The 20,628-nt window shown below is 63.5% G+C and carries 23 protein-coding genes; 14 read left to right on the forward strand and 9 right to left on the reverse strand.

Annotated features, from left to right (window positions below):
• The first annotated feature begins 209 nt into the window (after positions 1 to 209).
• Positions 210 to 632 carry a GNAT family N-acetyltransferase gene (locus tag VIM54_RS00600; RefSeq protein ID WP_331898255.1) on the forward strand — a complete coding sequence of 141 codons (423 nt, stop codon included), beginning with the start codon at positions 210 to 212 and terminating at the stop codon, positions 630 to 632.
• Positions 633 to 1,283: 651 nt separating this feature from the next.
• On the opposite strand, the gene VIM54_RS00605 is transcribed toward VIM54_RS00600, so the two are convergent.
• On the reverse strand, positions 1,284 to 1,715 hold the full coding sequence (locus tag VIM54_RS00605; RefSeq protein ID WP_331898257.1) for a GNAT family N-acetyltransferase: 432 nt from the start codon (positions 1,713 to 1,715) through the stop codon (positions 1,284 to 1,286).
• A 225-nt stretch (positions 1,716 to 1,940) separates the two neighbouring features.
• On the opposite strand from VIM54_RS00605, the gene VIM54_RS00610 reads away from it, so the two are divergent.
• From VIM54_RS00610 to VIM54_RS00630, 5 genes are all read left to right on the forward strand, one after another.
• A complete protein-coding gene (locus VIM54_RS00610; protein WP_331898259.1) occupies positions 1,941 to 2,462 on the forward strand; it encodes a GNAT family protein in 522 nt (173 codons plus the stop codon).
• Positions 2,463 to 2,933: 471 nt separating this feature from the next.
• Positions 2,934 to 3,449, forward strand: a complete 516-nt coding sequence (locus VIM54_RS00615; protein ID WP_331898261.1) for a GNAT family N-acetyltransferase — start codon at positions 2,934 to 2,936, stop codon at positions 3,447 to 3,449.
• Between the two features lie 211 nt (positions 3,450 to 3,660).
• Complete coding sequence (locus VIM54_RS00620; RefSeq protein ID WP_331898263.1) at positions 3,661 to 4,068, forward strand: DUF4440 domain-containing protein; 408 nt, start codon at positions 3,661 to 3,663, stop codon at positions 4,066 to 4,068.
• 70 nt (positions 4,069 to 4,138) lie between these two features.
• Complete coding sequence (locus VIM54_RS00625; protein WP_331898265.1) at positions 4,139 to 4,567, forward strand: hypothetical protein; 429 nt, start codon at positions 4,139 to 4,141, stop codon at positions 4,565 to 4,567.
• Positions 4,534 to 5,469, forward strand: a complete 936-nt coding sequence (locus tag VIM54_RS00630) for a phosphotransferase (protein WP_331898266.1) — start codon at positions 4,534 to 4,536, stop codon at positions 5,467 to 5,469. The genes VIM54_RS00625 and VIM54_RS00630 overlap by 34 nt, the downstream gene beginning before the upstream one ends.
• Before the next feature lie 122 nt (positions 5,470 to 5,591).
• Here VIM54_RS00630 and VIM54_RS00635 read toward each other — a convergent pair whose 3' ends face one another.
• Entirely contained in the window at positions 5,592 to 6,440 is an 849-nt protein-coding gene (locus VIM54_RS00635; protein WP_331898268.1) for an alpha/beta hydrolase, read from the reverse strand.
• A 275-nt stretch (positions 6,441 to 6,715) separates the two neighbouring features.
• Between VIM54_RS00635 and VIM54_RS00640 the strand changes: the two genes are divergently transcribed.
• The 3 genes from VIM54_RS00640 to VIM54_RS00650 all read left to right on the forward strand — a co-directional run bounded on the left by VIM54_RS00640 (position 6,716) and on the right by VIM54_RS00650 (position 8,199).
• A complete protein-coding gene (locus tag VIM54_RS00640) occupies positions 6,716 to 7,003 on the forward strand; it encodes a winged helix-turn-helix domain-containing protein (RefSeq protein ID WP_331898270.1) in 288 nt (95 codons plus the stop codon).
• Between the two features lie 2 nt (positions 7,004 to 7,005).
• Positions 7,006 to 7,272, forward strand: a complete 267-nt coding sequence (locus tag VIM54_RS00645) for a hypothetical protein (protein WP_331898272.1) — start codon at positions 7,006 to 7,008, stop codon at positions 7,270 to 7,272.
• 81 nt (positions 7,273 to 7,353) lie between these two features.
• Positions 7,354 to 8,199 carry a phosphotransferase family protein gene (locus VIM54_RS00650; protein ID WP_331898274.1) on the forward strand — a complete coding sequence of 282 codons (846 nt, stop codon included), beginning with the start codon at positions 7,354 to 7,356 and terminating at the stop codon, positions 8,197 to 8,199.
• A gap of 110 nt (positions 8,200 to 8,309) precedes the next feature.
• Here VIM54_RS00650 and VIM54_RS00655 read toward each other — a convergent pair whose 3' ends face one another.
• From VIM54_RS00655 to VIM54_RS00670, 4 genes are all read right to left on the reverse strand, one after another.
• The gene (locus VIM54_RS00655) at positions 8,310 to 8,630 is read right to left on the reverse strand and encodes a DUF6966 domain-containing protein (RefSeq protein ID WP_331898275.1); all 321 of its coding nucleotides are present in this window, start codon (positions 8,628 to 8,630) and stop codon (positions 8,310 to 8,312) included.
• Between the two features lie 74 nt (positions 8,631 to 8,704).
• A complete protein-coding gene (gene pip / locus VIM54_RS00660) occupies positions 8,705 to 9,652 on the reverse strand; it encodes a prolyl aminopeptidase (RefSeq protein WP_331898277.1) in 948 nt (315 codons plus the stop codon).
• Positions 9,653 to 9,717: 65 nt separating this feature from the next.
• On the reverse strand, positions 9,718 to 10,272 hold the full coding sequence (locus VIM54_RS00665) for an MOSC domain-containing protein (protein ID WP_331898278.1): 555 nt from the start codon (positions 10,270 to 10,272) through the stop codon (positions 9,718 to 9,720).
• A gap of 156 nt (positions 10,273 to 10,428) precedes the next feature.
• Positions 10,429 to 10,701: a type II toxin-antitoxin system Phd/YefM family antitoxin gene (locus tag VIM54_RS00670; RefSeq protein ID WP_331898279.1), complete on the reverse strand. Its 273-nt coding sequence runs from the start codon at positions 10,699 to 10,701 to the stop codon at positions 10,429 to 10,431.
• Positions 10,702 to 10,806: 105 nt separating this feature from the next.
• Here VIM54_RS00670 and VIM54_RS00675 point away from each other — a divergent pair, with 105 nt between their 5' ends.
• On the forward strand, positions 10,807 to 11,985 hold the full coding sequence (locus VIM54_RS00675; RefSeq protein ID WP_331898363.1) for an MFS transporter: 1,179 nt from the start codon (positions 10,807 to 10,809) through the stop codon (positions 11,983 to 11,985).
• Positions 11,986 to 12,127: 142 nt separating this feature from the next.
• On the opposite strand, the gene VIM54_RS00680 is transcribed toward VIM54_RS00675, so the two are convergent.
• Entirely contained in the window at positions 12,128 to 12,469 is a 342-nt protein-coding gene (locus VIM54_RS00680) for a ribonuclease E inhibitor RraB (RefSeq protein ID WP_331898281.1), read from the reverse strand.
• Between the two features lie 239 nt (positions 12,470 to 12,708).
• On the opposite strand from VIM54_RS00680, the gene VIM54_RS00685 reads away from it, so the two are divergent.
• Positions 12,709 to 13,578, forward strand: coding sequence for a GNAT family N-acetyltransferase (locus VIM54_RS00685; protein WP_331898283.1), 870 nt, complete (start codon positions 12,709 to 12,711; stop codon positions 13,576 to 13,578).
• A 25-nt stretch (positions 13,579 to 13,603) separates the two neighbouring features.
• Positions 13,604 to 14,110 (forward strand): GNAT family N-acetyltransferase, encoded by a 507-nt coding sequence (locus VIM54_RS00690; RefSeq protein WP_331898285.1) that lies wholly within the window; start codon positions 13,604 to 13,606, stop codon positions 14,108 to 14,110.
• Between the two features lie 191 nt (positions 14,111 to 14,301).
• On the opposite strand, the gene VIM54_RS00695 is transcribed toward VIM54_RS00690, so the two are convergent.
• Both VIM54_RS00695 and VIM54_RS00700 read right to left on the reverse strand, forming a co-directional pair.
• Entirely contained in the window at positions 14,302 to 14,763 is a 462-nt protein-coding gene (locus VIM54_RS00695; protein WP_331898286.1) for a DUF1643 domain-containing protein, read from the reverse strand.
• 140 nt (positions 14,764 to 14,903) lie between these two features.
• Positions 14,904 to 15,299, reverse strand: a complete 396-nt coding sequence (locus tag VIM54_RS00700) for a DUF4177 domain-containing protein (RefSeq protein ID WP_331898287.1) — start codon at positions 15,297 to 15,299, stop codon at positions 14,904 to 14,906.
• A gap of 368 nt (positions 15,300 to 15,667) precedes the next feature.
• Between VIM54_RS00700 and VIM54_RS00705 the strand changes: the two genes are divergently transcribed.
• Together VIM54_RS00705 and VIM54_RS00710 are read left to right on the forward strand one after the other, a co-directional pair.
• Positions 15,668 to 20,200, forward strand: coding sequence for an FtsK/SpoIIIE domain-containing protein (locus tag VIM54_RS00705; RefSeq protein WP_331898288.1), 4,533 nt, complete (start codon positions 15,668 to 15,670; stop codon positions 20,198 to 20,200).
• A gap of 96 nt (positions 20,201 to 20,296) precedes the next feature.
• A complete protein-coding gene (locus VIM54_RS00710; RefSeq protein WP_331898290.1) occupies positions 20,297 to 20,593 on the forward strand; it encodes a WXG100 family type VII secretion target in 297 nt (98 codons plus the stop codon).
• Positions 20,594 to 20,628 lie beyond the last annotated feature (35 nt).

A 20,628-nucleotide genomic window follows, 5' to 3' on the forward strand; every position in this document is an offset into this window, starting at 1 on the left:
CGCGTCGATGCGGCCGGCCACTTCCTCCTCCTCGAGCGCCCGACCGAGGCCAACGCAGTCGTGGACGATTTCCTTCAAACTGTGTTCGACGACCAGCAGTAGGCGCTGAACCGGACGGGAGATCGTCCGCTGAGGGATCGGCTATCGGGCTGTTGCGCGGAAGTTCTGGCCGGTCCATAGGGGTCCTCAACGGCTGGCAGGATGAACTCATGGGACTGGTTGCAGACGACGATCCGTCGCGCATCGATCGTGACTGGGTGTGGCAGATGCTGTCGACCGAGGTGTACTGGCATCGGTGGAGGACCCGAGCTCAGGTTGAAGCACAACTCGACGGCGCATGGCGGCTCATCGGCGTCTACGACGATGAGACCGGCGCCCAGCTCGGATTCGCACGCGCTATATCTGACGGAGTGAACGATGCGTACCTGGCGGACGTTGTCGTGGCATCGGGAGCCCGCGGAAATGGAGCGGGCAAGCTGCTCATCCGGACGATGATCGATGACGGTCCCGGTGCAGAGTTCCGTTGGACGCTCTTCACCGGCGATGCACACGGCTTGTATGCGCAATTCGGTTTCGGCGCGCCGGACTCGACGGCGATGGTCCGCCCCAGCACGCGGCCGATCCGATCCTGACTAGCTGACTCGCAGAAGTGCCCGCTAACCGTTACCCACGATGAAGTTGGACGCGCCTCTCCCTAAAGCTCCTTCGAAGAAGTGAGGCAGTGATGACGAAAGGCAAGTCGAGTGGCTCTGGCGAGGTTGCAGTTCCGATCACAAAAAGTCAGCAAGTGGTGCCAAAACTACAACCCCTTCCAACGGTCGTGCAGAGTTCGTCCTCGCCGAAACCTCCAAAGCGCTAGTGCAATGAGCGACACTCCAAACCCCACGCCGGCCGGAACAAAGCGGTTGACCGAAAGTCAGCGGTCGGTGCCGAATTCAAAACCGCTCCCCGTGGTTTCAACGGATGCACCGCCGCCAAAGCCACGGCTCGCGGGTAGGCCAGCAACGTCGTCACGCGAAGCCACGGCCGACGACTAGCGGGCTTCGCGCCAATCGCGCAACACGCGGCACCCCCGCCTCACGATGGTGAAGCAACGCGCAGTAGCTATGCGATGTCACGATCCGATCCGCTGTCCGGACACCCCGATGTCCGGCTGAGGGTTGGTGATATGCACTCCGTCCGGCTCGTCCTACAGGCTCGCGTGATCACTGCCGCGACCCGGCCAGTCGCTGCTCTCTGAGCAAAGTCCTGCCCGGGGGTCCGATTCCGGAAACGGTTTCGGCCTAGTGGCTTCTGATTTGCACAAACGCCCGCAGCGGCGCCGGCTCAAAATCATGCGCCTCGATGAAGCCGATCGATTCGTAGAATGCCCGCTGACCTGGCTCATCGTCAGTGATCAGCACCTTCTGTCGCGCGTGGACATACCGTGTCAGGGCCCGTTCTATCAAGGCTCTGCCGACCCCGGCTCGTTGGTGGTCGGGGTGCACGAGGAGATCCTGGATGTAGCAAATCGAGACGTCATCGGAGATGACCCGGATCAGGCCCACCAGGTTCTCCGCTGAGTCCGTGGCAGAGACAACGTAAGACGACTGCTCTACTGCCTTCACGAGGGCATCCGGGTCCCTCGCGTAGGCGCCCCATCCGACGCTCGCGTAGAGGCTTACGAGGTCAGCACGCGAGAAGATCTTCGACTCCGAAATCTCAATGTTCGACATGGGCACATGCTGTCACAGGCCACCAGGGTCTCAAGCTCCGCGTCGTTTGAGGTTCCCGTTGCGGACATGCAATGTGGCTGTTCAGACGACTACGGATGTCACAAAACTGATTACTGGTGAAGACCGTTACCCGTTTTTACACTGAACACGACGACTGACAACGGCCTCTCGTGCCACTCTGTAGAGATGGGGCAGCAAGCGACACCTACGGTGACGGGGGAGCGGGTGACACTCCGCGAGTACAGCGACGCCGATACGCCGCTAGTGCTGTCCGTCGTCGACGACCCGCTTATCCCGCTCATTACCTCCGTGCCTGCGACAGACTGCGCGACCGATGTGCAGGCTTACATCGACCGGCAACGCAGCCGCGCGGTGAACGGCGAAGGGTTTCAGTTCGTCGTCGTTGACAACGCGTCAGGGCTCGCGGTTGGCCAGGTGGGGATCACGTTCCGGGAGCCGAGTCAGGAGCGAGCAAGCGTCGGATACTGGATCGCGCCACAGCATCGCGGCCGACGGTACTCGGCGGACGCACTACGAACGCTCGTCAGCTGGGCGTTTCAAAGCCTTGCCGTCCAGCGTCTGGAACTCTACGTCGAGCCCTGGAACGAGGGATCGTGGCGTACCGCGGAGTCGGCCGGTTTCGCGCGCGAAGGACTACTCAGACTGTGGGAGCACGTCGGACCCGAGCGCCGCGACATGTACATGTACTCGCTCGTGCGAAGACAGTCCGAGCCCGCCGCGGGGTAGCGGTCACCAGGCATCCTCAAACTCAACTGGGTAAAGCGGGTGTCGCGATTCCCGCTCTGGGCTCCTCGGACGACCTGCTTCCGACTCTCGCGAACGACGGCACGGGCGAGTATCAGGACTCTCGCCTGCGAGGATGGCGACGAGGACCCAATCGTCAGTCGAAACGCTCTTGTGCGACGTGCGGGTGCTTGTCTACGACGTAGGAGGACCATGGAACGGTAGCCGTGGCGTGCCTGGAAACTACGGGTGAGGACGGTTATCCGTTTGTCGCTGATCGCGGGGCGAAGCTGGGAATTGAGTGCACCGATCGGGTAGTGAGCATACGGATCGCTAGCGGCGAATTCTTTGCGGATGGACTACCTGTTGAGACGTTAGTGGGCCTCAGGAGCCGAGTACCTGGGCTGATGGAAGAGATCGGCGCGCAGAGGCGTCAGCCATAAAAGGGCCTCCAAGCCCCGGTAGCCTCGGAGGATGAGCAACACGGACTCAAACGGTGTCCGCAACGCGACGGTGGCTGACGCTGAGGGCATAGCTCGGGTGCACGTCGATGCGTGGCGGGAGACCTATTCTGGCGTGCTCGCCGATCATCATTTCTCTGAGGAGGCAATCGGCCGGCGTCAGCAGTTTTGGACGCGGTATTTGTCTCTTGTGCCGCGGCCGGGGCGCATGGTGGTCGCAGAGCGTGACGCAGCTCCCGTCGGCTTCGCGAACTCAGGGGAGGCTCGCGGGCATGATGCCGAGCATGGGTTTCCACCTGCTCGGCCGCTGCATCTGTTCTCGATCTACTTGCTCGCAGCTGCCCACGGCAGCGGGCTGGGTCAGTCGATGCTCGACGCTGTACTCCGCGACGATCCGGCGCAACTGTGGGTGCTTCGCGGCAATCATCGAGCTATTGCGTTTTACAAACGCAACGGGTTCGTGGTCGATGGCACTGAGTTCATCGATCCAGCGGAGCCCAACCTAGTTGAACTACGGATGGTGCGATGACTACGCTCGCTGCCAGTGCCCACGTCCATAGCGAGTGGTCGTGGGACAGCGGATCGGATTGGTCGTCGGGGGGATCGACTGACCCGCGCGTGACCGCTCGTCCGATCTTCGAAGCGGACGGCTTCGTCGTTGAAGCTGAACGGAATCCAGTCATTGAGGTAGTGGACCTCCGACGTTTTCACAAGCCGAAGAACGCACGGCGGTCCACAGAATGACGCCCAAGGCGAGGGAATTTGTTCTTGCCGCCGAGCGCCGGCTACTCGACCCCGCTGTTCGACGAGACCGTTCATCGGTCGAAGCCCTCCTGCACCCGTCATTTCGAGAGATCGGTCAATCGGGCCGGCTGTGGGATCGAGAGGCGACGATCGCTGCTCTCGCCGAGGAGAGCGGTGATGACTTTCACGGCGCGGTCGACATGAGCGAGATAGAGCTACAAACCCTCTGCGATTCCACCTTCCTGTTGACCTATCGTCTGAGGGTCGAGGATCGGTGGACTCGACGCTCGTCGATCTGGCTCCTTACAGTTCACAGGGCGCGATTGATCTTCCATCAAGGCACCAAGGAGCCATCGGTCTCCGGAATTGGCGCGTCTGAGGTGAGCGTCGATGAGACCACTTGATCCGCCGACAGCATCAAAGGACTCGAATATCGGGATGACCACGGTAGGAGCCGAACCTTAAGGTTGAGTGATGGAAGAGGAGCAGCTCTCCGGAGGTAACGTCAGCGGTTCCGTCGTCCGAGTCGGTGACACGGTGCGGAAGGCGTGGGCTCCTTCGACTTCGGGCGTCCATGACTTCATGAAGGTCGTCCGGCGGGCCGGGGTCGATGTCCCGGCCGTCTTCGGCAGAGACGCGGAGGGGCGCCAGTCGATCGAGTTCGTACCCGGCCGGCTTGCGCTCCAGGCGGATTCGTTGACTCATGCAGAGCTCGCTCGAGTTGGCAGGATGGTTCGCGCGATCCACGACGCGAGCGAAGGGTTCGCTCCCCGGGATACCGCGATCTGGAATGTCGTCATCCCTGCGCCAACGCAGGAGCTGATCTGTCATAACGATCTCGCCCCCTGGAACCTGGTCATGGGCGATCGATGGACGTTCCGCTTGCGGGCGCCGCCTGCGTGAGGATGGACTATGTGATGCATGAGGGTCAAGTGGAGCTTGCCGCGGACGATGTGGCCTCTGCGATCGCGGCGCAGTTCAGCGATTTTACTGGGTTCCCCGTAGAGCGTGTCGAGTCAGCCGGCACCGTTGTCGCGCCGTTTCGCGTCGGTGAGCACGTCGTCGCCCGACTGCCGCTCGTGCCGACCGATTCGGATGTCGCACGAGAGAGTGTTCGCGGTGAACAGGAGCACGCGGTCATTCTCACCGACCTTCTCGACATCGCCGTGCCACAGCTGATTGGTGTCGGTGAACCGTTTGAAGGGTACGCGGGTGTCTGGTCCCTCTGGACATGGTTGCCGGGAAGATCACTCGACCGGTTAACAGTGTCTCGGGATGTTCGTCTCGCGACTGACCTCGCAACCGTTATCGGTTGGATTCAGTCGTTGCGGTCGGGCGGTCGGCCGTGGAATGGCGTGGGTCGAGGGGGAAGCCCGCTCGCCGACACGACCTGGGTGCGGGAGTCGATTGACCGATCAGCCCATCTCATCGATCGGGTTAGGGCGACTGCCGTGTGGGAGCGGGCGCTTTCGGCTCGACCACATATCGACCCTCCGCTGCGCATCCATGGCGACCCGATGCCTGGCAATTTCCTCATGAACGACGGTGTGCTCACGGGCATGGTGGATGTTGGAATTCCGGCAATTGGCGATCCGGCTGCAGATCTCCAACCTGCGTGGGTTCTCTTCGAGGAACCGGCACGCAGTACCTTCGTCACCGCAATGGGGCTCGACGTTGCGGCCCAGGAGCGCGGACGCGGCTGGGCTTTCGAGATGGCGATTGGTGGCCTGCACTACTACGAACACACCAATCCGGTGTTCTTTAGCCAAGCGTTACAAACCTTGGAACGGCTACTGACTGAATAAGCACCGCGGCACGGAGCTCGGCCCGTCGGCGCGCAAGCGGCCCGCAGCCGGATCGTCTTTCGCGATACAAGCGCGGCACTGAGCGTTGCCGTGTGACACAGCATCAGCACGCCTGATCATGTCTACGCCGGGTTGAGGGTGGCGGTCTCGTCGGTTACTTGCCCGGCCCAGAAGTCGGTAACGAGGGCGGCGAGTTCGGTGGGGCATTCGAGGGAGGGGAGGGCGCGGGTTCCGGTGAGGACGGCTGTGCGGGCATCCTTCATCGCCGCCGTGGTCTTGGCGCATTCTGCGGGACTCCACTCGCCCCGGTCGTCGGTGGCGATCATGAGGGTCGGGCATGTGACTCGTGCCGCGGCCCAAGCCAGATCCGTCCTGTTGAGAACACCGGAATGGACGGTCCGGCTGATGGCCGCCCGGTTGCCTCGGGACATCGGGGCGACGAGCGCGTCGACAGCCTCCGGATCTGTCCGGCGGGTGAGATCGGTGAACATCCCGTCAATCAACCCTTGGCGCACCGGCCCGCGCATCCCGATGGCGCGGTAGACGGGGAGCAGCATTCCCACCTGCCTTCGCAGCGCCGCACTCGCTGCCTGGACCGGAGTGCTGACCGTGATCAGGCTGCGCACCAGATCGGGCCGGACCGCGGCCAGCTGCAACCCGACGTGGCCTCCCCACGCGCTGCCCACCCAGTCGACAGGCCCCGGGGCCAACTCCTGTTGGATCTGGGAGACGACCGCGATAGCTCCCTGCACACAGCGCTCGATGAAGTCGTCCACCAGCTGGTCGAGGTCGTCGCTTGCTCCGAAGGACCACCCGTCGACCAGCACCAGGGTGCGTTGCTTGCGAAAGTCGTCCACCACACGGTCCCAGCTGCGCGAATCGGTGAACATGCTGTGCCACAGGACGGCCACCCGGGGCGGCCCTGGGACGACCCGGGCGTCGAGCCAACCGAGATCCGTGGCGATGCGCATGGTTTGACTGTAGCTTCAGCACCGCGAAATTGCTCCCCGGCGAGACGGCCTTCGCCCACCAGCCTGGAGGCGGATTGGCCTCAGGAGTGTCGGGCTACCCTTCCCGAACGACACAGCATCGGCATGCTCGACCGATAGGCGAAGCGGCTCCGGATTGTCGCGGTGGACGTCCCCGCTAACGGGCATCCGCTCAGCAGTTTCGCCAAGCGGCAATCGGTATTGACCTCACAGATGCTGCACGTGTAGGGTTTTTATGACAGGTGGAGGTGATGCGAATGGTCGCGCTGAGTCAACGCCTGGCCGCCATCGCCAGCCCGCAACGTATGCGAATCATCGCAGAGTTGATGACCGGTCAAACGCATGTGAGTGAACTGGCTCGCCGCGTGGGAATGTCGCGCGCCCTGCTCTATATGCACCTCACCAAGCTTCAAGAAGCCGGTTTCGTTCACGGACATCTCGCGCTGTCCGAAGACGGCAAAGCGCTCAAGCTTTTCGAACTCAGCGACTTCAGTATCACCATCACACCAGCGTCGATCGCGGCGGCCCTCCCCGAGGAGAACTAACAATGAACTCAATCCTGTATGCAAGCGACTGGTCAAACGTGGGTGCGGTCGGCTGGATCATTCCTGTCGTTGCGATCATCGGCGGATCGACCTTTTTGACCCTGGCCACCTATTGGAAGTACCGGCAGCGCACATCTCAAGTCGCCAGTCCGGAGTTGCGCAGAACACTGGACGCGAACACGGAGGCGAGCCGGGCCGTCCTGGCGAAGCTCGACGCACTCGACCAGCGCCTAGCGACCGTCGAGAAGACACTGACAGACATCCCCTAACGACGCCGCACCGCTGAGCGTTCGCCTTGCGGGCATGCCTTTCGCGTGGGCAACTCTGGTGCGGCCCGTAGTCTCGGAAGCATGTTTCGGGCGCCTCAGAACGAAGCGGCAGTCCTGGACGCCGTGCTGGCTCAGCTTCCCCGTGGGTACAGGGTGCAGAATCAACGGATCATCGACTCCGGTTCGGCTCATCGAATTGTGCTTATCGGCGAATCTGCTGTCATTCGCATCGCTCGGGATCAGGGTGCCGGAACGGCCATGGACCGCCGGCAGCAGCTCGTCGATCAGTTGCCCGCACTGAGGTTCCGGGTGCCTCGGTCGCTCAGTGAAGTGGTGACGATTGACGGAACCAGTGCCGTCGCGGTCGAGTATGTTGCCGGCGAAACGGCTCCACCGGGTGCTGCATCCCCGAGCGAACTGCACCTCCTCCTTGCCGAACTGCAGCGCATCTCACTGGATCCCATCCTGAGCTTGCTAGAGCGACCGCTGGTCTTCTGCGGCGGGGACCACTGGTTGGATGTTCAGCTCGAACGCGTTATTCCCCGCCTGCCTGGCGCAGCCCGGGAGAATGCACGACGAGCGGTCGAAGCGCTGGCCGCCCTCGAAGTTCACCCTGACACCTTCAGCCATGGCGATCTCGCTGGACACAATGTGCGCTGGAGAGACGGCCTAATCGTGGGCGTGGTGGATTGGGACCTATCCTCTGCAAGCGATCGGTCGACTGACATCGCGGCGCTGGCCGCCTGGCACGGCTTCGAATGCCTCGCAGGCATAGTGTCGCCGAACCACCTGGGTCGAGCGCGGACTCGCCACGCCACATTCGTTCTCCAGCAGGTTGCGTTTCAACTCCTGAACGATCGACCCGAGGAGGAGATTCAACGCACGATCAGCCGAGCAACGGCTCGCTTCACAGCGTCACCCGACTGACATTCGCAGCGCTGACCGTTCCCATCTGACTCAGCGTCGACACGCTCGGTCGTTGGGTGTCTGGGCCGCAGGCCTGTTGCAGCGGCTGTCAGGTCATGGGGCTCCGTGCCTCATGTGGTAAGCAGCAACATCAAGTTCTCGTGCACTCTCTCCTTTGCCACTTGATACAGCGCATTGATGTCGGCTCGCTCGCGCGCGGACAGCGTCCCGCACGGATTACCGTCCAGATAGAAGTCGTTCAACGAGCCCATCCCGCCGAACTTGGATCTGAGCTCCACGAGTGCGTCTTGGTCATCAAGCTCGACGCGACGAGCAATCTCCGAAAGGATTGCGATGGGACCGCGGTAGCTGAAGTACTGATCCAGCAGCCCTATTACCTCGCCGAGAGCTGCCTGGAGATTCTCGCGCAAACTGAGTTCGTCGCTCGCCACGACCCCGAGACTACCAAGCGTCCGTTAGAGGTCCGGCTTGCGGCGGGGTGCGCCGGCCGTGCTTGTGGAATGGGTTAGCTGGCGAAAGTGTCGGATGCGGAGCACATGGCTTCTGTCGTAAGGGGTCCGCCGTGCCCTTCAGAATCGATGATGATGAGTTCGCTGGCTGGCCAGGCTTGGTGCAACAACCAGGGCGTGATCGTCGGACCGCTAACGTCACGTCGACCATGGACGAGGACTGCAGGGATACCAGCAAGCTCGGCCACCCGCTCGAGGATTGATTCGCCGATGGGGAGGAAGCCGTCGTGTGCCCAATAGTGCGTCACCAGTGTTGCGAAGACGAGGCGACGGATCGGGTCTTCATGCAACAGGCCCGGGCTCCAGTTCGGGTCCAATGAGATGTGGACCGATTCCCATTCATCCCATTGTTGTGCCGCCCGACGGCGCTCGTCCTCGTCGCTTTGGGCAAGCCGTCGGGCGTACGCCTCGACGACTCGTTCTCCGGGCTGCCGGCCGGACTGAGCATCGAAACGTGACCACGCCTCCGGGAAGAGCCGCCCGACCGTTTCCGTGATCCACTCAACCTCCGCCCGACTGGTAGTAGTCACCGCCGCCAGGATCAGCTCCGTGACTCGGTCGGGATGTGACAGGGCGTATGCGAGCGCGAGCGTCGTGCCCCAGGAGATTCCAGAAACCAGCCAGCGATCCACGTTCAGATTCGCCCGCACGGCCTCGATGTCGGCGATGACCGACTGGGTGGTGTTCGACGAAAGCTGATCGAGGGCGTCAATGACGAGGGGGAGGCTCCGACCGCACCCGCGCTGGTCAATGCCCACGACCAAATAGCGCTCCGGATCGAACCTGCTCCGGTAGCCGCCTGCCCCTAACCCGCTCCCGGGGCCACCGTGCAAGAACAACGCCGGTTTGCCCAGCGGGTTGCCCGAGAGCTCCCAGTAGATCTGAGTGCCGTCGGGCACTGTCAGAAACCCGGTATCAAAGGGTTGGATCGGTGGGTAGGGCACGGCACTGAGCCTACGAGACCTCTGCATTATCTGTTCGCCTGTCGCGCAGGAGGCGTCCATCGTTCCTAAACCGGAATGAGCCTTTGGTGCTGCCACTGCGGGAGAACGACCGTGATGCTGTCGCCGGGTCGGGCAACTCCGGAGCGCAAGACGATTCCCATAACCCCGGCCTTGCGTATGACATGTCCGTCGTCATCATGCCCAACCATCGTTTTCAGGAGTCCAGGTTCGAATGCATTGATCTGAGCACACGGATTTCGAAGTCCGGTCAGTTCGACCACGGCATCTGAGCCAATTAAGAGCCTGGCGCCTTGCGGCATAGCCAAGAGGTCGATGCCCGCGGTAGTTACGTTCTCGCCCATGTCCCCGGGACCAAGGTTGAACCCGGCGCGAGCCACCTCCGCAAACAATTCCGAGTGAATAAGGTGCACTTGACGGAGGTTCGGTTGAGTGGGGTCTTTGGCTATTCGAGAGCGGTGTTGAACGGTCGTCCCAGAGTGCGCGTCTCCCTCGACACCAAGCCCCTCCAGAAGTGTGATGGCCTCGCATGATGGTTTCGAAAATCCGTGAACCAAGTCGCGGCTCACGGAAACGACGACCGCGGACAATGGTTGCACCATGCGGCCAATCATCCCACCTGAGCCGACACGGCATCTTGGATGGCAGGTCGGTGCACGAGCCTGTCATAACGCAGTGGACCAATTCCTGAATACTCCCGTCCCGAAACGGGTTCCCAAGTGACACAGCACCAGAACCCCTGACCATTGCCTGTAGTGCTAAGAAGGCCCGTCTATTGAAGAGGACGACGGGTGGAGTGCGGCTTGCTCGAACGTGTGCTGCGAGGCGGTCAGGTCGAGGACTTGAAGCGCGTGCGGGGTGGTTGCCTCCTGGATTGCCAGCGAATCGAGGAGTTTCGCCTCCGCTACGGAGACCAGAACCGCCAACGGCTTACCGTGGCGGGTGAAGGTGACGCGTTCCCGGCCATAGGCCACTTCGTTCACCAGTTCTGCTAAGACCGCTCGCGCTTGAGTTACGGGAATCTCTTTCATCCTGATTCCCCTTTCTGTACAGGACGTACGTTTAGAACTATGTTCGATGCGTACATTATGTACGCTATCGAGCACAGAGGGGGGGCGTGGACCCCACCGATGTCGATGCCTCGCGACTACATTCGGCTTTGGGCCGCATCCACAATCTCGGCGCTGGGAGATGGGCTGCGGATCGCCGCCATTCCCCTTCTTGCGGCCTCGGCAACATCGGACCCGTTCGCGATTTCGATTGTGTCCGCCGCAGGCTTCCTGCCATGGCCAGTGTTCGGGCTCCTCGGCGGGGCGATCTCCGATCGTTTCGAGCGGCGTCGCGTGATGTGGATGGTCAACGCTGCGCGCGCCATCATCGTCGGCGTCTCGACGGTCATTCTCCTTGCCGAGGGATCGCTGCCCATAGCGCTGCTTGCACTGGTCGCTTTCGTGCTCGGGACCGCCGAGACCGTCTACGACAACGCGGCGATCGGACTACTGCCCCAACTCCTCAGCCCCGATCTCCTGCCCGCCGGCAATTCGCGATTGTTCACGAGCCAACTCAGCGCAACACAGCTGATCGGACCGCCGCTCGGCGGACTCCTTTTTGTTTTCGGACCCAGCGTCCCCCTCACGTTGGACGCGATCTCGTTCGTGATTAGCGCCACGCTGATCGCGTTCCTCTCGCCAACCTCCCGTTCCCCACGACAGTCGCCGATGAACCTGCGGCGAGACATCGGCGAAGGAATCGCGTGGCTGTGGAAGAGTGCGACCTTACGCACCATGGCGGTTCTCACCGTTGCGCTCAGCACGGCAAGCGGCGCGCTACTGGCCATGCTGGTCGTCTACGCTCACCACCAACTGCACACCAACAGCATTGGATACGGCCTCCTTCTCGGCGCCTTCGCCGTCGGTAGCATCGCGGGCGCACTGTGCACCCCGAAGTTGATGCGGACCCGACCGCTCCGAGAAGTGCTCACCGGATCCGTCGTCGCCGCCATCGGAGTCTTCGCCGGTTTGGCAACGACATCCACCCCCGCCGTTGCGGCCGGCCTCCTTGTCCTCCTCGGAGCAGCCGTCAGCACCTGGAATGTCGCATCGGTAACAACCCGCCAGCGCATCGTCCCGAACCACCTCCTCGGACGAGTCAGCAGCGCCTACCGCGCAAGCGCCCTCACCTTCACCACCATCGGCGCCCTAACCGCAGGAATACTGACCGGCACCACATCCATCACAACCACACTGTGGGCATGCGCCGGCCTCGGACTGGTCGGACTCCTCGCCCGAGGTCGGGATCTCTGGCAGCTCCACTGAACCGACAAACCACACAACACGCCGGCCAACGAATATTGAATCCTCTTGCGAGCGCGCACCCTGCGTGAAGGGACAGCCTGGACGTGCCGTCCCACAGGACGTTCCCCCTGCGGGAGCCTTCAGTGGATGCGATCAAAGCGCATCACGGTGTAGCGACGGTGCCACCCCAACCGTCGTAGTCGCCTCGGTTCGTCGTCACGGTCGCGAATACTGCTCGAACGGTCGCCTCAACCGTTGCCGGTAAGACGTCTTCGTTTCGCCTGGCGATCAAGATCGTCTTCAGGCCGCGTCGGCCAATCTCAACGCGGAACCCCCGCGCCGCAAGCAATTCGCCGGCCTGATCTGCATGCTTGCGCCGGGCAAAGTATGAAAAATGTTCGACCTCGCGAACAGCAGAAAGGTTGTCACCCACTTCGAGGCGTTGAGCTATTTGTTCGGCGCCCAGGGAGAGCTGCTCCTCCAGGGACTTTGCATGGTCAGACATGCGCACCTCTCTGTCTTTGTGAGTGATCCTAAGGCTTCTGACCCTGTGCGGTCAGCAAATGCTGACGGCCTTCCTGCAAGAAGACAGTTACGCATTGGAGGTTCGGCATGCGGAGATCGAACGGCGACAATTCCGACGGGGGTCTGGCGATAGGCTGCAAGGCTTGGTCCCGTTTAGGAAAGGTCATTTCCCCGATGCTCACGCTTCGTTCTTGGAACCGGCCGGATGACACCGTTGCAGTGCAGCAACTCGTCAGTCTGCTGTGGCCGCTCGCTACCCACCCCGGTGGCTTGGGCTGGGAGGCGGCGAGCGACCAACTCCCTACACATACGGTGCTCGCCGAGCACGACGGTCGCATCGTGGGATGGGCCGGAGTCACCGATGGCGACCTGCTCGTTCAAGCGTCTCCCGATGACCTCGACGCTGCCCCTGCACTCCTGAACTGGGCCGTCGAGCAGGCGGCAGACGAAGAGCTGAGCATCGTTGTCTTCGAGGGTGACCGCGGGTTGCAGGAGCTGGTGACTGAATCTGGCTTCACACGCAGAGAGGGTGCCCCTGCCGTCCGGGGGATGTTCCGCAAAGCTAAGTCAGAGGGACCGGTTCTCCCGGAGGGGTACAGCATTCGCGGAATGCGCCACGGCGAAGAAGAAGAGCGAGTTGCCATCCATCGGGCGGCGTGGCGGCCGGCCACCATGCCGTGGCCCGACGGCAGTACCTACTCAGTGGATCCCGCGTTGACCAGCCGATTCACACATGCGCACTTCGAGCAGGTCCGTCGAGCGTGGCTGTATGAGCAGCAGCTCGACCTGGTCGTCGAGGCCCCGGATGGAACACTCGCCGCATGCTGCACCGCCTGGTGGGATCCCGCCAACGGCTGCGCCGAAATCGAACCGCTCGGCGTGGCGCCGGAGCACCGCAGGAAGGGACTGGCCACGGCGCTGTGCATGGAGGTGTGCGCCCAGGTCGCCCTCCGAGGAGGCATCGAGGTGTTCATCAACACCGCACCCAACGACGACTACCCGGCACCCCCAGCGACCTACCTCTCCGCCGGATTCACCGTCAGAGACCGCGGCAGCTACTACGACCGTCCGGCGCAACTCCGTCGCTGAACCGTCCTGAAGGGAGGATCGATCGGTGCGACGTCTTTCCGGTCTTGAAGACCACAATCGGATCGCAGAGATCGAGCGAGCCGCCGGCGAGTTGTTTCGAGATATCGACATGGCAGCAGTCGCCGATGATCCACCGATCAGTGCGCATGACTTCCAGCGCTTCGTCTTGGACCGTGGAGCGTTCGTATGGTGGATCGATGATGAGATCGTCGCCTACTTGCTCGTCGAGCAGGTTGACGGAGCCGCTCATATTGAGCAGGTCACGGTTCACCCGGAGCGTGCGCGGCATGGCATCGGAGCAGAACTGATTACCGTGGCTGATTCCTGGGCGCGGGACCACGGGCTGCCCGCAGTGACGTTGACGACATTCCGAGACGTTCCGTGGAACGCGCCATACTATGAGCGTCTCGGCTTCCGCGCTATTCCGCCGCGTAGCTGGGGCCCAGCAATGGGCGCTCGAATGGATACGGAAGCCGCCCGAGGGCTCGAGGCCTGGCCCCGCCTTGCCATGATCCGGCCCGTGAGCAACTAGCACAGCAGGAGCCGACAGTCACGGATCATCGTCCGCAAGACGTTCGGCTTACGAACGGTTAGCACCCCGTTGCGGCGCAGTGCGCACTACACCGCGGCCTGGGCTCGCTCTCGACTCACCCGGAGAACGGGCCTTCGTCTTTGCCGGATCACAAGCCCGGTCACAAAGGGCGAGACACCTGCTTCACGCAGTTACGACATCCACTCGATCAGCGGCGCATCGGCAGGCACGTAAAGCGGATGCCGGGGGTGCCCATCCTTCGTGACGCCCAACGCGTGAAGTCGCGGCAGCAGCGCCAGCGCCCGGGTCACGCGGGCCGGGTCGGCGTTCGTGCCCCACCCCGCGACGACGGTGCCGGTGACGTCGGCAAGCACGCGATCGTTATCCGGTCCCACCGGGTCGGTCGCGGCCATCATTATTTTCGGGTCCTTGGTGCGGAACGCGTACAGGTTGAGGATCACCATGCCGCCGTACCCCTCGCGCTTCGCGAAACCGACGCACCGCCGCAGTGTCGGATCGAGTTGCACCGCGTCGGCGGTGCTCGGGTTGAGCAGCACGAACGTGATCATCGGCAGCGCCGGGTCCCATACGCGGGTCAGCGTGTAGCGGTACTCGCCACGAATGTCTGCGGTGGCGGAAATGAACTCAGGCATCGGGCCTCCTCCGGCCAGATCGTATTGTCACGTGGCGACATCGGGCCAGGCGATGTGTCGATCCTGCACGAACCTCGGCGCTCGTAAGCACATCGCTCTGTGCGCGATGTCGCCGAAGGTCCGGCACGCCCTCTTGCCCCTCAGCTGATCCCCAGTCGCTCGAAGACCAGCGTTGCCTGGATGCGGTCGCCGCCCCCGAGGCCCTTACTGCCGGAGGCTGACGTCGTGATGGTGTGCAGTCGATAGCCGAGTGCGGCTTGGGCGTTGATGGACTTTTCCAGCTCGGTGAGGTTGCCGGATCCGGTACCGAATAGCTTCTCCCTCAGCACCACCTGCAACACGACGTAGCTCTGACCGTTTGGCGCCGGCCGCGGTCGACCTCCCGCGACGGCCTCCGACTTGATGTGCTCGATCAGCGCGACAGGACTGTTCACCGGCGCCTCCTCCTGCCAGACATCCGTCCACTGCTCGCCGTCCCACCGTCGCTGGCGACCCGAACCGTCGTCGTACCAACCTGGTGCTGCGTTCGCCACCATTGCCTCGTTTCAGTGATTCAGGTCGCGACGCGCCTGTACGTGCGCTACAACGTATCAGCCGGTATCGCTGGCGGCGCCGATTGCCTCAGGCGTCGAGACCTAACCCATCCGCACCGGCTGCTGCAGCTCTGTGACCCAATCGGCCTGGTCGTCCGGGATCGTCCGCACGTACGGTTCGCGACAGGGGCTGTCGAACTCGTAGCCGGGCGTGACCATTCCCGGCCCCGGTGGTCAAGTGTTAGAGCACGTGAATGTTTGGAGAGCGGGATGACGCGCAACGCTCGGATAGTGGCCATCGTCTCGATTCTGTAGCGATCCTGTTTTGTTCGGCTGCCATAGGCTCGTGCTTGTGCACATGAGGGGGATTCATGAGATTGAAGCTGTCGCTCAAGCAGCAAGGGTTGGCCGTTCGCGACGTGCAGGTGACCGCGGACGTGACGGCGACGATCGGCGACATTGCCCGGTATCTTGTCGAGGCTGATTCAGCTCATTCGCCGAGGCTCGGGGGTGACGTCACCCTCCGGGTTGAGTTTCCGGGTGGTGGCCAGCTGCGCCTGTTGAATCCTCTGCTCTCAGTGCACGAGTCTGCGTTGCGGTCCGGGTGCACGGTCGAGGTAGTCTCCTCGTCGAGACGGCACGCGGGCGACGATCTGTACGGTCGCCCCGTCGCGCTGGTGCAGGTTCTTTCGGGACCGGATGAGGGCTCGGAGTTCACGGTTGCCGCGGGGGTCAACTACATCGGTCGTGATGCAGCGGCGCAGGTGGCACTTGCCGACGAACAGGTATCACGCCGTCACGCGAGCATCACCGTCGCCGAGTCGATCACGATCTCGGACCTGAACTCCGCCAATGGCGTCGAGGTGGACGGGGTGCTGGTGAACCGAGCGATCCTCACCCGAGCCTCGCGAGTGCAAGTCGGCAATTCCGTTCTCCGTCTTGCGCAACTGTCCGAGGCGAAGGGTCGGACTTCACTCCCTTCCCCGTCGATTACCGTGCCGCTCGATGGCGCCGGCGAGTCGAGTTCGTCGACGTTCGCCCGGTCACCGCGGGTGGAGGCGGCCTATCGGGGGAAGGTCACTCTGGCGCCGGAGCTGCCGGGCATTCCGGAGAAGGCGCGCTTCCCCATGCTGGCGGTCGTCTCTCCTGTGGTCATGGGTGCCATCCTGTTTTTCGTGACTCAGCAGGTGTACAGCCTGATCTTCATCGCTCTGTCGCCGGTGATCATGCTGGGCACCTGGATCGAGAACCGCGCTCAGAACAAGAGGAAGTCGCGGGACGAGGTGGCCCGGTTCGCCGACTCTCTTGACGCGACGCGCGAGTCGCTGCTGGCGGAGCGGGAGCGAGAGGTCGCTGCCCGCACCGCCGAGTCGCCCTCTGTCGTCCAGGTCGGCGAGGCGATCCGTAGCCGCTCCCCACAGCTCTGGACGCGGAAGCCCGAGCACACGACCTTTCTGGAAATCCGCTTCGGCACGGGCACTCAAGCGAGCCGCAACACGGTGACCGCGCCGTCGAAAAACGCGTCGTCTCCAGAGGATTGGCGGAAGGTCACCGCGCTCGTCGAGGACTTTCGGACGGTCGACGCCGTGCCAGTGATAGAGAACTTGGAGCGCGCCGGGGCAATCGGGGTTGCCGGGTCTTCCACGCAGGCCCTGGACGCTGCACGGTCATTGGTGGTGCAACTCGTCGGTCTGCACTCCCCGGCGGATCTCGTGGTGACCGCGTTCGGCGCCGGGGATGCGAGCGCGCAGTGGTCGTGGCTGAAATGGCTGCCCCACGTCGACTCCGCCTTCAGCCCTCTGAAGTCCAGGGGTTTAGCCGGTGACTTCGCGGCGGCGACCGTGCTACTTGCCGAGCTTGAAGAGCTTATTGTGCAGCGCCGCGCGGCGGGCGCCGGCAAAGGTACGCAGGTGCGATCGCGCCTGGACGAGGCGAAGAGCCTCGACGACGAGCACGGCACGGCCGTGGATCAGCTGCCCGCGACCCCGGCGGTGGTTGCGATCGTCACGGCAGAGTCGCCCGCTGACCGGGCTCGGCTGGTCGCTCTCGGTGAGGACGGCCCGGATGTCGGCGTGTTCCTGATCTGGCTCGCTCCGACCGTTGAGCAGCTTCCGGTGGTGTGCCGTACCTATCTGGAACTGGACGCGGTGACGTGGAAGGGCCGTATCGGCTTTGTCCGGAGCGGACAGACTGTTGAGCTGGATTCTATCGAGCAACTCGATGAGGTGGCAGCCTCAGAGGTGGCGCGGCTGCTCGCTCCCGTCGAGGATTCCGGCGCACAGGTGGTCGACGAGTCCGACTTGCCGCACAACGTCGGCTTTCTCGATCTGTTCGACGGCCCGGTCGCGGACGAGCCGGACGCCGTGGTGCAACGCTGGGCTAAGAACGATTCGCTGACCGCGAGTTGGGTGCCCGGCACACATCGGGAGCCTGGCGGCATCCGCGCATTGGTCGGTCAGGGGCCTTTGGAGCCGTTCTATCTCGATCTGCGGGCGCACGGACCGCACGCACTCGTCGGCGGCACGACCGGCTCGGGCAAGAGCGAATTCCTGCAAACCTGGATCATGGGCATCGCCACCGAATACTCGCCTGACCGGGTCACGTTCCTCCTCGTCGACTACAAGGGCGGGGCGGCATTCGCAGAGTGCGCGACGCTGCCTCACACCGTCGGCTTGGTCACCGACCTCAATACTCACCTCGTACGCCGCGCCTTGACCTCGTTGCGCGCTGAGCTCCGGCACCGCGAGCACTTGCTGAACAGCAAGGGGGCGAAGGACCTCGAAGCGTTGGAGAAGCGCTCGGATCCTGATGCCCCGCCCGTGCTCGTGATCGTCATCGACGAGTTCGCGGCGCTCGCCTCCGAGGTGCCCGAGTTTGTCGACGGCATGATCGACATCGCCCAGCGCGGCCGCTCGCTTGGCCTGCATCTGGTGATGGCCACGCAGCGGCCAGCCGGGGTGATCAAGGACAGCCTGCGTGCGAATACCAATCTTCGCGTTGCGTTGCGCGTCGCGGACGAGGCGGACAGCCTCGACGTGCTCGGCGCGAATTCCGCCGCCTTCTTCGACCCGGGCACACCGGGCCGTGCGGCGGCCAAACTCGGTCCAGGACGGGTGCTGGACTTCCAGGCCGCATACCTCGGCGGCCGCACCAGCCCCGAGGGTCAACCGACGTCGGATGTGGAGGTCGCCGACCTGGAGTTCGGCCGCGGAGCCGGCTGGGTCTCGCCACGGCCTGCCGGATCCCGGCAGGATGGGCTGGCGCGCGACATCGAACGGCTGTCCGCCACCATCTCGCTCGCCGCCGAACGGCGGAAACTGGCCGTGCCGCGCAAGCCGTGGCAGGACCAGCTCGGGACAATTCACGATCTCCGTGACCTCGTGCAGCCGTCAAACGACGTCTTGATGCTCGGGATCGTTGACGAGCCAGAGTTCCAACGCCAGCGGCCGTTCGAGCTGACGCTCGACGCCGACGCGAACGTCGCCATCTTCGGCACCGGCGGCAGCGGCAAGAGCACCCTTCTGCGCACCGTCGCGATTGCCGCCTCCCGCGCGGCGACCACGAACCCAGTGCACATCTACGGTCTCGACTTCTCCGGCGGCGGCCTGGCCAGCCTCGAAGATCTCCCGACGGTCGGCGCGATCATTTCCGGCGGCGACGTCGAGCGGGTGACCCGCCTCGTCACGGAGCTCAGCGCCCGTGCGGCGGAGCGGATCAACCGATACTCGTCCGCTCGTGCTGCGACCCTCACGGCATACCGGGCGATCGCCGACACGCCAGCGGAGCCACGGATCCTTGTACTCATTGACGGGATGTCAACGTTCCGGAACGAGTATGAGTTCTCCGGCACGATGTTCGACGAGGTCACCAAACTGGTCGCGATCGGCCGACAGGTGGGCATCCACTTCATCATCGCCGCCGACCGCCTAGCCGCGTTCCCGTCGGCTTTGCTGGCCAACGTCCAGGCGAAGATCGTGCTCCGCCTGGCAGGCGACACCGAATACGCCATTCTCGGCGTGCCCAACGACGTGCTCGCCGACGCGCCCGCCGGCCGCGCGCTCGTCGGTGCTCACGAGGTTCAGCTCTCCGTGCTCGGCGGCTCACCCGACCTCACCGCCCAGGCTCTGGCCACCAAGGAACTGGCGGCGGAACTCGCAGACCTGGCGCCCGCTCCGGAGATCGAGCGCCTCGCCGAGTTCATTTCCCTCGACGACCTCCCCGCGGCAGTTCGCGGCCGCCCAACGATCGGGGTCAGCGACGAGACGCTGAAGCCGGTAGGGATCCCGCTCGATGGGATATTCGTCGTCACGGGCCCGTTCGGCTCCGGTCGTACGACCGCGATGACCACGATCGTGCAGTCGATCCGCCGCACCCGACCTGACCTCGTGCCCTATCTCCTCGTTGCCCGGCGCAGTGCCCTCGCTTCGGCTGCGGATTGGGAAGAAGCTTCCCGGGACGCGGACGAGGCCGACGCCCTCGCCACCCGGCTGGCCGTCGCGTTGGAGGGTCCGATCGCGGGCCGTGACACGAACCTCGTCATTGTCATCGAGAACATCGGCGACTTCGAGGGGCTGATGGCCGAGACTGCTGTCGCGCGGCTGATCAAGGCTGCACGTCGTGCTGACGTTCCCGTGATCGCCGAAGCCGACACCGTCACTGCCGGCTCCGCCTGGCAGATCTTCTCCGAGCTGAAAACCGCTCGCGCCGGCATTGTCCTCCAACCCGAGGAGACCGACGGGATCAGTCTGTTCCGGGTGCAGTTCCCGAGGGTGACCCGCGCGGACTTCCCTGTCGGCCGCGGCATCCTCGTGACCGCGGGCCAGCTTTCCCGTGTTCAAGTGGCATTCCCACAAGCCGAACAAGCAACCGAGGGTGCGCACCGTCGGGCGGCGACAAAACGTTGAGCAAAAATTGCTTAGGCTGGCATTCGAAACGTAGACTCACCGGTGCACCGCGAACGAGGGGCAGCGCGTGTTCATTCGACAAGTGAGGGAATCGTCATGGCTAACATCAATGTTTCGTACCAGGAGCTCACCGGCAAGGCCGACATCCTGGTCGCCGGTCGTGAGGAGATCAGCGCGACGCTGAGCAAGCTCCAAGGCCAGATCAGTGCCCTGGTCGCCCAGGGTTTCACCACCGACAAGTCCTCCGGCGCATTCTCCGAGGCCTACAACCGCTTCACCTCCGGCGCCCAGAACACCATCGGCGGCCTCAACGACCTCGCCGCGTTCCTCCGCGCAACGGCGCACACGGTCCAGGACGTGGACGCGCAGATCGCTGCGCGCATCGGACGCTGAGTCTTTCCTCCTCACCTCACGGTGATGTGGTGACC

Origin of the sequence: Lacisediminihabitans sp., assembly GCF_036569425.1 — a bacterium.
Lineage (GTDB): Bacteria > Actinomycetota > Actinomycetes > Actinomycetales > Microbacteriaceae > Lacisediminihabitans.